We start from the raw sequence: 13,405 nt of genomic DNA on the forward strand, positions 1-13,405 counted from the left end.
CCGGGCCCGCATGGCGGCGGGGGCCGCGTCGGCCGCCGTGCGGGCCCGCCGCCCGTCCTGAACGGGCGGCGTCCCGGGTCAGCCTCCCAGGCGGACAGCCTGGGCGACTACCTTGGCCTGCCTGGCCTGCCTGGCCTGCCCTGGCCTCCTGGGCAGGCACCCTGCGCTATCCGTGCCCCTAGGCGGACTCGCCACGCCGCCGGTCGATGACCTCGATGTCGTCGGTGTCGTCGGTGTCGTCGGCGTCGTCCACGTCATCGGCGTCATCGGCGTCATCGGCGTCATCGGCGTCATCCACGTCGTCCACGACCTCGGCGTCGTCCGCTCCCTCGACGTCCGCGTCGCCCTCGACCTCCGCGTCCTCGACATCGTCCACGTCCTCGACGTCTTCGACGTCCTCGACATCCTCGACGTCGTCCAGGGACACCGCCTCGTCCGGGTCGTAGTCCAGCTCGCCGTCGAGGTCCGGGGCGGCCGTGCCCCGTCCGGTGGCCGCGCCGTCGGGGTCGTCTGGCGCGTCCAGGTCATCGAGGTCGTCGAGGTCGTCCGCCTCGTCGTCGAAGACCGCGCTGACGTCGAAGCGGCAGACCACGCGCTCGGGGTCCGCCTGGTCGAAGGGGGACTCCAGCCACTCGCCCGCCTCCGCCGGTTCGGCCAGGGCGGTCACCCACAGCGTGGAGTCGCCCTCCTCCAGGCCGAACTCCTTGTGCCGGGTGGCGATTTCGTCTGGTTCGAACTCCCCGAAGAGCAGGCCGATGGCGCCGGGCACGGTGCCCGCCTGGCGGTCGTCGTCCGCGGCGTCCTGGTCCGCGGCCTCGACGCGGGCGGCCTGGGCGAGCAGCCGCTGCGGCTCCGCCACGGCGTAGTCGCGCCGGATCAGCACGCTCAGGGCGGTCGGCTCCGCGGGACCCTGGTACGGCGGCAGGCTGTCCTCCGCGCCGGGGATCTCGAAGGGCGTGACCTCGTCGAAGCGGTCGTAGAGCAGCTCGTCGTAGGCCTCGGCCGCGGCGGCCAGCTCGTTGAACGCGTCGTAGACGGCCGGATCGTCCTCGCCCGACCTGCGTTCGACCGCGGCGAGATGGCGGTCGAGCGCGGTCTTGACCGCCTCCGCGGCGGCGCGTACCTCGGCAGCGGTGGGCTGCGCAGCATCAGACATAGTGCAGACGCTATCCGTACCGGGCCCGTGCCCGCACAATAGATGCGATGCCGGAATACGAATTTGTCGACGTGTACGTTCCCCGTGGAGTCTCCCGCAAGGAAGCCACGCGTCTGCTGACGGACCACGCAGAGTACGGACACTGGGAGTTGGACCGCCTCAGCCTGCACGCCGACGGCAGTCGGCGCGTGCGGCTGCGGCGGCGCATCATCCGCCAGCTGCGGGCCACGTGGTGAGCCGGTGCGGTGAGGGGCGGATGGCGTGAGTACGGAGCGGGCCCCGCGATCGCGGGGCCCGCTCCGTACTCACGCCGCTGTCACGCCGCCGTCACGCCGCCTCAGGCCTGCGCCTTGCGGTACAGGACCGAGCCCGCGAGCAGCATGCCCGCGCCCATCGGAAGCGCCATGCCGACCGGCAGGGAGCTGCCGGTCTGCGCCAGTTGGTCCCGGCCCGCGGGCGGGGTGACCACCTGTACGGCCGGCTGGTTCGGCTCCTCGGACCGGCTCGGGGCCTCCTGCCCCGGCTGACCCGGCCGCTCCGGGCTGCCGGGCTCCCCCGGGTGCCCCGGCGTGCCGGGCTGACCGGGCGTGCCGGGCTGCCCCGGCTCCCCGGGATTGCCCGGGTGTCCCGGCTTACCAGGCTTCCCGGGTTCTCCGGGCTTACCAGGCTGCCCCGGCTTCCCTGGCTTCCCCGGCTCTCCGGGCTTGCCCGGATGGCCCGGCTCACCCGGCTTCCCTGGCTGATGCGGATTCCCCGGCTCGTGCGGCTTGCCGGGCTCACCCGGCTTCCCCGGCTTCCCCGGCGGCGTCCCCCCGTCGTCGCCGTGGTTCCCCTCGTCGCCGTGGTTTCCGCCGTCGCCGTGGTTCGCGCAGTCGTTGCCGACGGCCGCGTTGCCCGCGCCGCCGATGGTGACGGCGTTCCCGCAGACGTTCACGGGCGCGTGGATCGGCGCCTGCACGCTGTTGCCCGAGCCGACGCCGGGCGAGTGGCTCGCGCCGCCGTCGGCCGAGGAACCACCGCCCGAGGGCCGCTGGCCGTACCCGCCGTCGTGACCGTACCCGCCGTCGTCACCGTATCCACCACCGTGCCCGTGCCCGTGCCCGTGACCGTGACCGCCAGAGCCAGGGGCATTCGTACAGTCATTGCCGACCGCGGGATTCAGTACTCCCACCACATTCACGGTGTTTCCGCACGCGTTCACGGGAACGTGCACGGGTGCCTGTACGGAATTTCCCGACAGCACACCCGGGGATTCCGAAGTGCCGCCGCTCGCGCCCGAGTCGGCGTGGGCGTAACCACTCGTGACCGCGAGAACTCCCCCAGCGGCGGCCGCGGTGATCAGCCCCTTGCGCGTGACCTGTCGCATTGCTCTCCCTCCCTTGCCTTCAGGAAAAGGCACGGCCTGTTCGCGCCGTGCCCCTCAATGCCCGTCGGCCCCGGAGCGCATGGCACGCACTCCGGGGCCGACGGACTCAAACCCACTTGGGTGACGCCCCTCACGGGGCGAGGCACAGCGGCGTCACTTGTTGACGCAGTAGTTGCCGAAGGCAGGGTTGAGCACGCCGATCACCGAGATGGTGTTGCCGCAGGCGTTCACCGGCACGTGCACGGGGATCTGCACGACGTTGCCGGAGGCGACGCCCGGGGAGTGCACGGCGGCGCCCTGCGCACCGGCGTCGGCAGCGGCGACACCCGCGCCGGCGAGCACCAGACCGCCCGTGGCGACCACTGCGGCGACGACCTTCTTGATCATTGTTCCTCCTAGTTGGCAATGCGGTCCCAGCCGCGGACCGCACCACCTGTAACGAGGAGGGAGTAATGGAGCTACGAGCTTATCGTCGCATTCACTCTTTTCAGTCGAATGCGCACGCGTAACCGAATATTGGAGTTTCGTTTCGGCAACCGGCAGCGCGTTCGGATCACGCGACGCGGAAATACCGGTGCCACCACCGCCCGTTCAGGAGGCGTCGATAAACCGGTCGAGCACACGCACGCCGAACTTCAGGCCGTCCACGGGCACACGCTCGTCGACGCCGTGGAACATGCCCGCGAAGTCAAGCTCCGGCGGCAGCTTGAGCGGCGCGAAGCCGAAGCCGCGGATGCCGAGGTCGTCGAAGGACTTGGCGTCCGTGCCGGCCGACAGCATGTACGGCACGGCGCGGGCGATGGGGTCCTCCGCCTGGAGCGCGGTCTGCATGGCGTCCACCAGCGCGCCGTCGAAGGTCGTCTCCAGGGCCTTGTCCGCGTGCACGTCCTCACGCTTGACGTTCGGCCCCAGGATCCGGTCCAGGTCGGCGAGGAACTCCTCCTCGTACCCCGGCAGGAAGCGCCCGTCGACGTGCGCGGTGGCCTGTCCGGGGATGACGTTGACCTTGTAACCGGCGCCGAGCTGCGTCGGGTTCGCGGTGTTCTGGAGGGAGGCGCCGATGAGCTTGGCGATGCCGCCGAGCTTGGCGAGCGTCTCGTCCATGTTCTCCGGGTCGAGCTCGGTGCCGAGGGCGTCGCCGAGCTCGTCGAGGAAGTGCCGCAGCGTCTTGGTGACGCGGATCGGGAACGTGTGCCGCCCGAGGCGGCCCACGGCCTCGGACAGCTCGGTGATCGCGTTGTCCTTGTGGATCATCGAGCCGTGCCCGGCGGTGCCGTCCACGGTCAGCTTCATCCAGTGCATGCCCTTCTGGGCCGTCTCCACGAGATACAGCCGCAGCTGCTCGTTGACGGTGAAGGAGAACCCGCCGACCTCGCTGATCGCCTCGGTCACGCCGTCGAAGAGGTCCGGGTGGTTGTCCACCAGGTGCCGCGCTCCGTACGTACCCCCCGCCTCCTCGTCCGCGAGGAAGGCGAGCACGATGTCGCGCGGCGGTTTGCGGCCGCTGCGCAGCCGGTCGCGGACGACCGCGAGGGTCATCGCGTCCATGTCCTTCATGTCGACGGCGCCCCGGCCCCACACACAGCCGTCGGCGATCTCGCCGGAGAAGGGGTGGTGCGTCCAGTCCTGGGCATTGGCGGGTACGACATCGGTGTGGCCGTGGATGAGGAGCGCGGGCCGCGAGGGGTCCTCGCCCTCGATGCGCGCGACCGTGGAGGCCCGCCCCGGATGCGATTCGAAGATCCGCGGCTCGAGCCCCACCTCCGCGAGCTTCTCCGCGACGTACTCCGCGGCCTTGCGCTCCCCCGGCCCCGAGTGATCGCCGTAGTTGCTGGTGTCCATCCGGATCAGGTCCCGGCAGAGGTCGACGACCTCGTCCTCACCGGAGACGGCCCTCGCCCCGTTCACCCTGCCACCCGTGGTCGGCTCGCTCACGCTGTTCCTCCCGCTGTCGCGCTCTCGGTCCCTCCCATCCTCCCGCGCCACCCGTCCGCGCCCAAGGCCGGGCGGCCCTCGTCATACGCCGTTCACGCGCACGACCTGCGTGATCAGGCACCCCCGAATGTTTGCTATGGTTTTCCACGTCGCCGCGGGAAACCGCGACAGACCACCGGTCCGGGTGGCGGAATGGCAGACGCGCTAGCTTGAGGTGCTAGTGCCCTTTATCGGGCGTGGGGGTTCAAGTCCCCCCTCGGACACCAGTAAGAACAGCAGCACCAGCAAGAACAGCCCCTCTCGAGGGGCTTTCTTCATGTCTGGGCCGCATGTCTGGGCCGCGGCGTGACCAACCGCGTGACCAACGGCCCGGCGATTCCCCTGGCCAGACCGAGGACGCACACCGGCGGGCGGGCTGGCTGGAATGTGGCTCATGTTGGGGGCCCGGGGCCGTTGAGACTTGCGGGCATGGCTAACGGCGCCGAGTTGTTCGTGCGGGGGCTCGCGGATGCTGGGGTGCGGGTGTGCTTCGCGAATCCCGGGACGTCCGAACTGCATCTCGTGGCCGCGCTCGACGGGGTGCCGCGGATACGGCCGGTGCTGTGCCTGTTCGAGGGCGTGGCGACGGGCGCCGCGGACGGGTACGGGCGGATGGCGGGGCGGCCCGCGTGCACGCTGCTGCACCTGGGGCCGGGGCTCGCGGGCGGCCTGCCCAATCTGCACAACGCGCGCCGGGCCGGTACGCCCGTGGTGAACGTCGTCGGTGAGCACGCGCTGCGGCACAAGCGGCTCGACGCGCCCCTGGAGTCGGACATCCAGGCCCTGGCCCGGACCGTGTCCGGGTGGACGCGGTGCGCGTACGACGCGGGGGATCTCGCGGAGGACGCCGCCGACGCCGTCGCCGCCGCGGTCGGGCCGCCCGGAGGCGTCGCCACCCTCGTCGTGCCCGCCGACGTGGCCTGGGCCGACACCGCCGCCAAGGAGCCCGGGGCCGGGCGGCGGGCCGCCGGGTCCCGCGGGCTCGTGTCCGGTCCTGGCGTCGCCGAGGCCGCGGTGGCGCTGCGGTCCGGGGAGCCCGCCGCCCTGCTGCTCGGCGGTGCCGCCACGCACGGCGCCGGGCTGCGGGCCGCCGCGCGGGTCGCCGCCGCGACCGGGGCGCGGCTGCTGTGCGAGACGTTCCCGGCGCGCCTGGAGCGCGGTGCCGGGCTTCCGCCCGTCGAGCGGCTCGGCTATCGCGCCGCCGACGCCGCCGGTCAGCTCTCCGGCGTACGCCACCTCGTGCTCGCCGGGGCCTCGGTGCCGGTGCCGTTCTTCGCGTACCCGGGGCACGGCGCGGGCGTCCTGCCCGACGGGTGCGAGGCGCTGGCGCTGGCCCCCGAGGGCGCCGGGCAGGACGTGGCCGCGGCGCTGCGGGAGCTGGTCGCGGCCGTCGGCGCCGACTCCGCCGTGCCCGTGGCACAGGTCGCGGGGCGGCCCGGCGTGCCCGGCGGGGCCCTCACCGCGCAGACCGCGGCCGCGGTGATCGGGGCGCTGCTGCCGGAAGGGGCCGTCGTCGTGGACGAGGCCAACACGTCCGGTCTCTGGCTGCCCGGCGCCACGGCCGGGGCTCCGCCGCACGACTGGCTGACGCTCACCGGCGGGGCGCTCGGGCAGGGGCTGCCGCTCGCCGTCGGCGCGGCCGTGGCGGAGCCCGAGCGGCCGGTGGTCGCGCTGGTCGCCGACGGGGCCGCGATGTACACGCTGCCCGCGCTGTGGACGCAGGCGCGCGAAGGGCTCAACGTCACCACCGTCGTCTTCAGCAACCGGGCGTACGCGATTCTGGGGCTTGAGCAGGCCATGATGGGCGGGGCCGTGGGGGCCACGGGGCGGGAGCTGTTCGATCTCGGGCGGCCCGATCTGGACTTCGTGGCGTTGGCTCGGGGCATGGGGGTCGCCGCGGGGCGGGCCTCGACGGTGGAGGGGTTCGCGGCGCTGCTGGAGCGGGGGTTGGGGGAAGCGGGGCCGTTCCTGGTGGAGTGCGTGGTGCCGCCGATCGGTTGAGGGGTGTCCCCACGGGTGGGGCCCGCCTTTTCCTCGCGGTGTCCTCGACCCCCGGTTCCTCCTGGCGGGCTCACTGGCGGCCTCACTGGCGGCCAGGCTGTCTTACTCCCCCACCCGCCCGCCCCCTCGTCGCCCTTCGGGCTCGTCCTCAATCGCCGGACGGGCTCTTGGTCCTCGCCCGCCCCTTCATCGCCCTCGAACGCCGGGCGGGCTTGAAACCGGGCCCGTCAGGGCGTCAGGTGGGTGGGCGGCTGCGGGTGGCGCCACGGGGCGAACGCCGTGGCGGTGCGTGGGAGGAGAGCCGCCAGTTCGGGGCAGTGGCGGAGGATGACCGTGTTCATGCCGCCCTTCTGGACCCAGTCGATGCCGAGCGGGGTGTAGATCTCGGGGCGGAAGTCGACGGTCAGGAAGCGGTCGCTCTGCAGGCGGCGCGTGGCCATCAGGACGAAGACGCGGAACGCCGTGTCGCTGAAGCCGAACCCGGCCGGGGGGTTCTCAGCGAACAGGCCGACCATCGTGTCGATCTCGTCGACGGAGCGGTACACGTCCTTGAGGCGGGCCAGCGTCCCGGGGTCCTCCGTGAGGTCCTCGAAGCGGCGCAGGCGCGGCTTGTGCAGGCCCGCGCGGAAGTCGTTGTAGCGCGGGACGCCGCGGCGGCGGGTGCGGACGAGGTCGACGACGGACAGGTCGATGACCTCGCCGTCGCGGACGAACCGCTCCAGGGAGCGGGGGAAGTTGTGCAGCGTGATGGCGCCGGGGTGGGCGATGCCGAAGGAGTACAGGGTGTTGGCGAGGCCGGTCTTGCGGAGGGCGCCCTCGGCCGCGCCGCCGTGGATGTCAAGGAAGCCGACGGTCTCCTGGCGCTGCCCGAAGTGGTGCTCGCACAGCTCGAAGTCGTCGGGCATGAGCGGGTGCATGCGGTAGACGGTGACGAAGTCCTCGGTGAGGGAGTACGGCGCGCCGTGGTGGTCGGGAAGGGTGGCGGGGATGCCGGTGAGCGAGTGGGTTTCGAAGAGCCACAGGCCGAGCTTGGTGAGCCAGGTGTCCGGGGGTCCTTCCCAGTTGGTGTGCAGGCCGATGTCGAGGGCCTCGGTGGCGAGGATCGCGGGCGTCCACTCCACGGTGTGGATCTTGGCGATGAGCGCGGAGACGACGAGACGGGCCGTGTGGTAGACGGACTCCTGGCTCATGGAGGGGTACGCGCCGCGCAGCGCGTCGCAGACGGCGTTGTGCTCGCGGGCGAAGAGGGTGTGCAGGGCGCTGAGGCCGAGCCACCAGTTGTCGGTGAAGCCGCTGAGCGGGACGCCGTGGTGGCCGAGCGGCAGGTGCCCCTGTTCGAGGCGGAGGCGGGCGCCGCCGTCGGGCTCCCGCAGGGACCGCGCGGTCGCCTCGTCGGCGCCGTACACCTCGGAGCCGTCCCACCAGTGTGACGCGGTGTTGGCGAAGCGGACGGGCGGCTCGCCCTCGGGCCCGGGCAGGGCCTCGTTCTCGGCGAAGCGCATCACGGTCTCGGCGGGGCCGTCCGGCGTGTTGTGCCAGGACATCCCGGCGGGCAGCGGCACCTCGACGGCCTTGGTGCCCGCGGGGTGGCGCCGGTGGTTGACCCAGTCGTGGACCTGGAACTGGATCCAGGCGGCGGCGAGGACGTTGAGGCTGGTCGCGGGCAGGAAGGTCTCGCGGTGCAGGAGTTGGCGGCTGACGGTGACGGGGTTGGGGGTGTCGAAGAGGTCGGGGCGGTAGTCGGGCGCGAGGTTGCGTCCGAAGGGCGTGCCGACGGAGCCCATGGCGGGCGCCGACAGGTCGTTGTACGTGCCGTCGTAGGAGCGGGCGGTGCGCAGCCGCTCGTCGGCGGGCGGCGGGACGGGCTCGGCCCGGGGCGGCGCCTCGTGCGCCTCGGTGTCGATGAGGTTGTGGCGGCGCAGGGCCCGGCGTACGTAGACCAGGTTCAGCAGGCTAAGGCGCGTGGGCAGCCGGTGCCAGGGCACGGTGCGGTTCAGGAGCCGGAACGCGGCGCCCGCGGGGACCGCGAGGATGCGGTTGTGCGGGGGTTCTTCGGGCAGGAAGCGCAGGCCCTTGCGGTGGGCGGCGCTGGCTTCGTAGACGGACTTGCGGGCGCGGTTGAGGTTGCCGAGCGGGCGGAAGTCGTCGGTGGTGTACCAGGGGTTGAAGGCGAGGTCCTCCACGCGCCGGGCGGCGCCGCGGGCCTCGGCGTCGTCGAGGTCCTGGCCGGGGATGGTGAGCCGGGCGACGGGCAGGGCCGGGGCGATGGCCTCGCGCCAGTCGGCGGAGCCGTCCTCGACGGGGGTGCGCCGCTCGTCGACGTACCGCTGGACGCACAGGTCGAAGGCGATGTCCCCGGCGGCGAGGCGCCGTTCGAGGTCGCGGCGCAGGTGGTTCGGGTCGCGCCGGTCGGCGGGTGGCGCGGGGGCCGCGCCGCCCGCTGGGCGCAGCAGGTAGCGCACGGGGCCCGCGGTGCCCCACAGGAGGGCTCCCCGGCTCCAGTAGGTCTCACCCGCGAGGCTGGTGACGACGTGCCGGGTGGCGGCCTGGAGGGTGCGGCGCATGCGGTCGGCGGTGGCCGGGCCGACGGCGAGCGGCAGCTTCACGAAGAGCGCGAACGCGATCTGGAGGGGGCTGCGGGCGCCCGCCATGGCGGTGGCGAAGGCGACGAACTCGGTGGCGTCCTTGGCGTGCGACACGGGCCAGTTGGTGGCGAGCAGGTCGTGGCTCTCCTCGGCGGACACGCCGACGCGTACGGCGATGCCGCGCAGGTCGGGGGCGGCGTCGGCCTGCGGGACGCCGCTCGCGCCGGAGATCCGCACGGTCGCCGGGTACTCGGCGCCCGGCTTGGCGAAGCCGCCGCGCAGCGCCTCGGGCAGGTCGTCGTGGAAGCGCAGCCGGGCGTTCTCCACGCCGAGGGCGGGCTTGGCGTGCTGGGCGCGGGCGGGGGAAGCGGCGCCCGCGGCGCGCTGGTTGACGGCCTGGACCTTCATCATCGCGTGGGCGAGCCGCTCGAAGACGAGGCGCTCGGCTTCGGGGCTGCCGCCCAGGTAGCGCTCGTAACCGCGCTCGTACTGTGTCGCGTGGGCCATCGGGCGCATCCCTTCGTACGAGGTCGCGTACGCGGTGGGGGGCGTCGACGCTACTGGCGGCGCCGGACGGCCGACAGCGCCCGATCCCGCCATGTGCGCGGGGCGCCGCGCGGGTCGAACTGGCGGGCGGGCGGCGCCGTTCGGGCCCGTCAGGGGCGCGCCCGGGCGGGCCCGGCGGCGGCGGGGTGCCCCTCGCGGCCCTCGCGTGGCCCCGCACCCCAGCCCGCCGGTTCCGCCGGTGGCCGGGTCGTGACGGGTGCCGGGGGCGGTGGCTGTCAGGGAGTGCGGAGCGGGGTGGCCGTCAGTCGAGGAACTGGCCGTCCACGTACACCCAGGCGCCGTCGACGCGCTCGAAGCGGCTGCGCTCGTGCAGCGAGTCGGCGCGGCCGTCGTCGCGGTAGCGGGCGCGGAAGGTCACGGTGCCGGTGCTGTGGAAGGCGGTGCCGTCGGTCGTCTCCTCGACGTCCAGGCCCGTCCAGCGCAGCGCCTCGTCGAAGGCGATGCCCGGCGGCCGGGTCCGGGGGTGCCAGGTGCGCAGCAGGTACGCCTCGTCGCGTACGGCGAAGGCGCTGTAGCGGGAGCGCATCAGCTCCTCGGGGGTGGCGGCGGCCGCCTCGCCCCGGTGCAGACGGCCGCAGCACTTCTCGTACGGCGAGGGGTGGCCGCAGGGGCAGGTCCGGGGGCGCCCGGCGGGTGCGGGGCGTGGGGTGCGCGGGGACATGCGGATCATTCTCCCCCGTCGGCGGGGGCATGCGCCTCCGTCGGCGGGGCGGCGGTCACGGCGCCAGGATGTCCAGCTCCTGGAGCGCGCCCTCGGCGATCTCGCGGGTCAGGGCCTCGGCGCGGGCGGCGTCGCCCTCCCGTACCGCTTCGGCGACGCGCACGTGCAGGGTCACGGCGGCGGGGTCGGGGTCCTCGAACATGACGTCGTGGTGCGTGCGGCCCGCGAGGACCTCGGCGACGACGTCGCCGAGGCGGGCGAACATCTCGTTGCCGGACGCGCTCAGGACGACGCGGTGGAAGGCGATGTCGTGCACCAGGTACCCCTCCAGCTGCTGGCCGCGCGAGGTGGCGACCATGCCGAGGGCGCACTCGGTGAGGGCGGCGCACTGCTCGGCCGTGGCGTGGCGCGCGGCCAGGCCCGCGGCGACCGGTTCGATCGCCGAGCGCAGGACGGTCAGGGAGCGCAGCTGGCGCGGGCGGTCGGCTCCCGTCAGGCGCCAGCGGATGACCTGCGGGTCGTAGACGTTCCACTCCTCGGCGGGCAGCACGGTCACGCCGACGCGGCGCCGGGAGGCGACCAGGTGCATGGACTCCAGGACCCGCACCGCCTCGCGCATCACGGAGCGCGACACCTCGAAGCGCTGCGCGAGCTCGTCCGTGCGCAGGACGCTGCCGGGTGGGTACTCGCCCGCGGTGATGGCGGGCCCGAGGCTGTCCAGTACGCGGGCGTGCAGCCCTCGGGCCTGTGCGGTCATGAGGTCAGCGTACGAGGAGACCGGCACAGCCAAAAAGTCAGACTTTTCTGTCACAGACCCTTGAATTCATCAGACCTAATGCGTTTCAGTGGCGTGAACGGAGCGGGTCCTTGTCCGAAAGCGGGGCGGACCCGGCCGATGTCGAAGAAGACAGCGAGGCAGCAGCGATGAGCACCCCCCATGTCGTCGTCGTGATGGGCGTAGCGGGCACCGGCAAGACCACGGTCGGCCCCCTGCTCGCGGCCCGGCTCGGCGTTCCCTACGCCGAGGGCGACGACTTCCACCCGCAGGCGAACATCGCCAAGATGTCCTCCGGCACTCCCCTGACCGACGACGACCGGTGGCCCTGGCTCGACGCCATCGGCGCGTGGGCGCACGGCCGTGCCGGGCACGGCGGGGTGGTCAGCTGCTCGGCCCTCAAGCGGAGCTACCGCGACCGGCTGCGCGCCGCCGCGCCCGGCGTCGCCTTCGTGCACCTCACCGGCGACCGCGCCCTCATCGAGGACCGGATGAGCCAGCGCAAGGGCCACTTCATGCCGACCGCGCTGCTCGACTCGCAGTTCGCGACGCTCCAGCCGCTCGGCCCGGACGAGGCGGGCGTGTCCGTCGACGTCGCGGGCTCGCCGGAGGAGATCTCTCAGCGGGCGGCGGAGGCGCTGGCGGCCCTGGCCTGACCGCCCGCGGCCGGCCTCCGCCGCCCGCACCACCCCCGTACCACCCCCATCCTCCAGTCCGTACTCCCGTACGGCCCTGTCCCCGTACGCCCCCGTACCTCCCCACGCACAAGGAATCACCGTGACCAGTCTCAGCGTCGAGATGCTGGCAGCGGACCCCGTCGAACCGATCACTTCGGCGGGCCATGCCCAGCTCGGCATCGCCGTACTCGCGGGCATCGCCGTCATCGTCCTGCTCATCACGAAGTTCAAGGTCCACGCCTTTCTGGCGCTGACCATCGGCTCGCTGGCCCTCGGCGCCTTCGCCGGGGCCCCGCTCGACAAGGCGATCAGCAGCTTCACCAGCGGGCTCGGCGCCACCGTGGCGGGCGTGGGCGTGCTCATCGCCCTCGGCGCGATCCTCGGCAAGCTGCTCGCGGACTCCGGCGGCGCGGACCAGATCGTCGACACGATCCTGGCCAGGGCCGGGGGCTCCGGCGGGCGGGCCATGCCGTGGGCGATGGTCCTGATCGCGTCCGTGATCGGGCTTCCGCTCTTCTTCGAGGTCGGCATCGTGCTGCTGATCCCTGTCGTCCTGATGGTCGCCAAGCGCGGCAACTACTCCCTGATGCGGATCGGCATCCCCGCGCTCGCCGGTCTCTCCGTGATGCACGGCCTCATTCCGCCGCACCCGGGGCCGCTCGTCGCGATCGACGCGGTCGGCGCCAACCTCGGGGTCACGCTGGCGCTCGGTGTCCTCGTCGCCGTCCCGACCGTGATCGTGGCCGGGCCGCTGTTCTCGAAGGTGGCCGCCCGCTGGGTGGACGTCGCGCCGCCGGAGAAGATGATTCCGCAGCGCGCCACGGACGACCTGGAGCAGCGGCCCGGCTTCGGGGCGACGGTCGCCACCGTGCTGCTGCCCGTGGTCCTGATGCTCTCCAAGGCCCTCGTCGACATCGTCGTGGACGACCCCGAGGCCACCGTGCAGCGGGTCTTCGACGTCATCGGGTCGCCGCTGATCGCGCTGCTCGCGGCGGTGCTCGTGGGCATGTTCACGCTGGGGCGGGCGGCCGGGTTCACCAAGGAGCGGCTCTCGACGACCGTCGAGAAGTCCCTCGCCCCGATCGCGGGCGTGCTGATGATCGTGGGCGCGGGCGGCGGCTTCAAGCAGACGCTCATCGACGTCGGCGTGGGGCGGATGATCCTCGACTTCTCCGAGGACTGGTCGATCCCCGCGCTGCTGCTCGCCTGGCTGATCGCCGTCGCGATCCGGCTCGCGACGGGGTCGGCGACCGTGGCGACGATCTCGGCGGCGGGCCTGGTGGCGCCGCTGGCCGCGGACATGTCGACGGCGCACACGGCGCTGCTCGTGCTCGCGATCGGGGCGGGGTCGCTGTTCTTCAGCCATGTGAACGACGCCGGGTTCTGGCTGGTGAAGGAGTACTTCGGCCTGGACGTCGGGCAGACGGTGAAGACGTGGTCGGTGATGGAGACGATCATCTCGGTGGTGGCGGGCGGGATCGTGCTGCTGTTGTCGCTGGTGATCTAGCCCCCCACCCCGCCCCTTCCCGATACCGGGGTGGGGGGGGGGGGGGGGGGGGGGGGGGGGGGGGGGGGGGGGGGGGGGGGGGGAGGGGGGGGGGGGGGTGGAGGGGAGAGGGGGGGGAGGGGGAAGAGTGGAGACC

Annotated in this window: 10 protein-coding genes, 1 tRNA gene and 1 pseudogene; 5 read left to right on the forward strand and 7 right to left on the reverse strand. The window is 73.1% G+C overall.

All coding sequences use genetic code 11. The annotated features are described in order from the left end of the window. Positions 1-433: 433 nt before the first annotated feature. Positions 434-1,156 (reverse strand): annotated as a pseudogene (locus AC07A4_RS24815) (hypothetical protein); the annotation flags it as partial. A gap of 47 nt (positions 1,157-1,203) precedes the next feature. On the opposite strand from AC07A4_RS24815, the gene AC07A4_RS24820 reads away from it, so the two are divergent. Further along, the gene (locus AC07A4_RS24820; protein WP_030356204.1) at positions 1,204-1,392 is read left to right on the forward strand and encodes a DUF5703 family protein; all 189 of its coding nucleotides are present in this window, start codon (positions 1,204-1,206) and stop codon (positions 1,390-1,392) included. Positions 1,393-1,493: 101 nt separating this feature from the next. On the opposite strand, the gene AC07A4_RS24825 is transcribed toward AC07A4_RS24820, so the two are convergent. From AC07A4_RS24825 to AC07A4_RS24835, 3 genes are all read right to left on the reverse strand, one after another. After that, positions 1,494-2,522: a chaplin gene (locus AC07A4_RS24825; protein WP_478602311.1), complete on the reverse strand. Its 1,029-nt coding sequence runs from the start codon at positions 2,520-2,522 to the stop codon at positions 1,494-1,496. 153 nt (positions 2,523-2,675) lie between these two features. Beyond that, entirely contained in the window at positions 2,676-2,909 is a 234-nt protein-coding gene (locus AC07A4_RS24830) for a chaplin (protein WP_478602313.1), read from the reverse strand. Between the two features lie 204 nt (positions 2,910-3,113). Then, on the reverse strand, positions 3,114-4,457 hold the full coding sequence (locus tag AC07A4_RS24835) for a M20/M25/M40 family metallo-hydrolase (protein WP_478602315.1): 1,344 nt from the start codon (positions 4,455-4,457) through the stop codon (positions 3,114-3,116). A gap of 178 nt (positions 4,458-4,635) precedes the next feature. On the opposite strand from AC07A4_RS24835, the gene AC07A4_RS24840 reads away from it, so the two are divergent. Together AC07A4_RS24840 and AC07A4_RS24845 are read left to right on the forward strand one after the other, a co-directional pair. Beyond that, positions 4,636-4,723 (forward strand) — tRNA-Leu (locus AC07A4_RS24840). Between the two features lie 202 nt (positions 4,724-4,925). After that, positions 4,926-6,497 carry an acetolactate synthase large subunit gene (locus AC07A4_RS24845; protein ID WP_478602317.1) on the forward strand — a complete coding sequence of 524 codons (1,572 nt, stop codon included), beginning with the start codon at positions 4,926-4,928 and terminating at the stop codon, positions 6,495-6,497. A gap of 227 nt (positions 6,498-6,724) precedes the next feature. Here AC07A4_RS24845 and AC07A4_RS24850 read toward each other — a convergent pair whose 3' ends face one another. From AC07A4_RS24850 to AC07A4_RS24860, 3 genes are all read right to left on the reverse strand, one after another. Then, on the reverse strand, positions 6,725-9,589 hold the full coding sequence (locus tag AC07A4_RS24850; RefSeq protein WP_478602319.1) for a peroxidase family protein: 2,865 nt from the start codon (positions 9,587-9,589) through the stop codon (positions 6,725-6,727). A gap of 301 nt (positions 9,590-9,890) precedes the next feature. After that, the gene (locus tag AC07A4_RS24855; protein WP_478602321.1) at positions 9,891-10,310 is read right to left on the reverse strand and encodes a YchJ family protein; all 420 of its coding nucleotides are present in this window, start codon (positions 10,308-10,310) and stop codon (positions 9,891-9,893) included. 55 nt (positions 10,311-10,365) lie between these two features. Further along, the gene (locus AC07A4_RS24860; RefSeq protein ID WP_478602322.1) at positions 10,366-11,067 is read right to left on the reverse strand and encodes a FadR/GntR family transcriptional regulator; all 702 of its coding nucleotides are present in this window, start codon (positions 11,065-11,067) and stop codon (positions 10,366-10,368) included. Positions 11,068-11,234: 167 nt separating this feature from the next. On the opposite strand from AC07A4_RS24860, the gene AC07A4_RS24865 reads away from it, so the two are divergent. Continuing rightward, positions 11,235-11,741: a gluconokinase gene (locus tag AC07A4_RS24865; RefSeq protein ID WP_478602325.1), complete on the forward strand. Its 507-nt coding sequence runs from the start codon at positions 11,235-11,237 to the stop codon at positions 11,739-11,741. Between the two features lie 121 nt (positions 11,742-11,862). Further along, the gene (locus AC07A4_RS24870) at positions 11,863-13,269 is read left to right on the forward strand and encodes a GntT/GntP/DsdX family permease (protein WP_478602327.1); all 1,407 of its coding nucleotides are present in this window, start codon (positions 11,863-11,865) and stop codon (positions 13,267-13,269) included. Positions 13,270-13,405 lie beyond the last annotated feature (136 nt).

This window comes from Streptomyces sp. NPDC043996 (genome assembly GCF_056435225.1).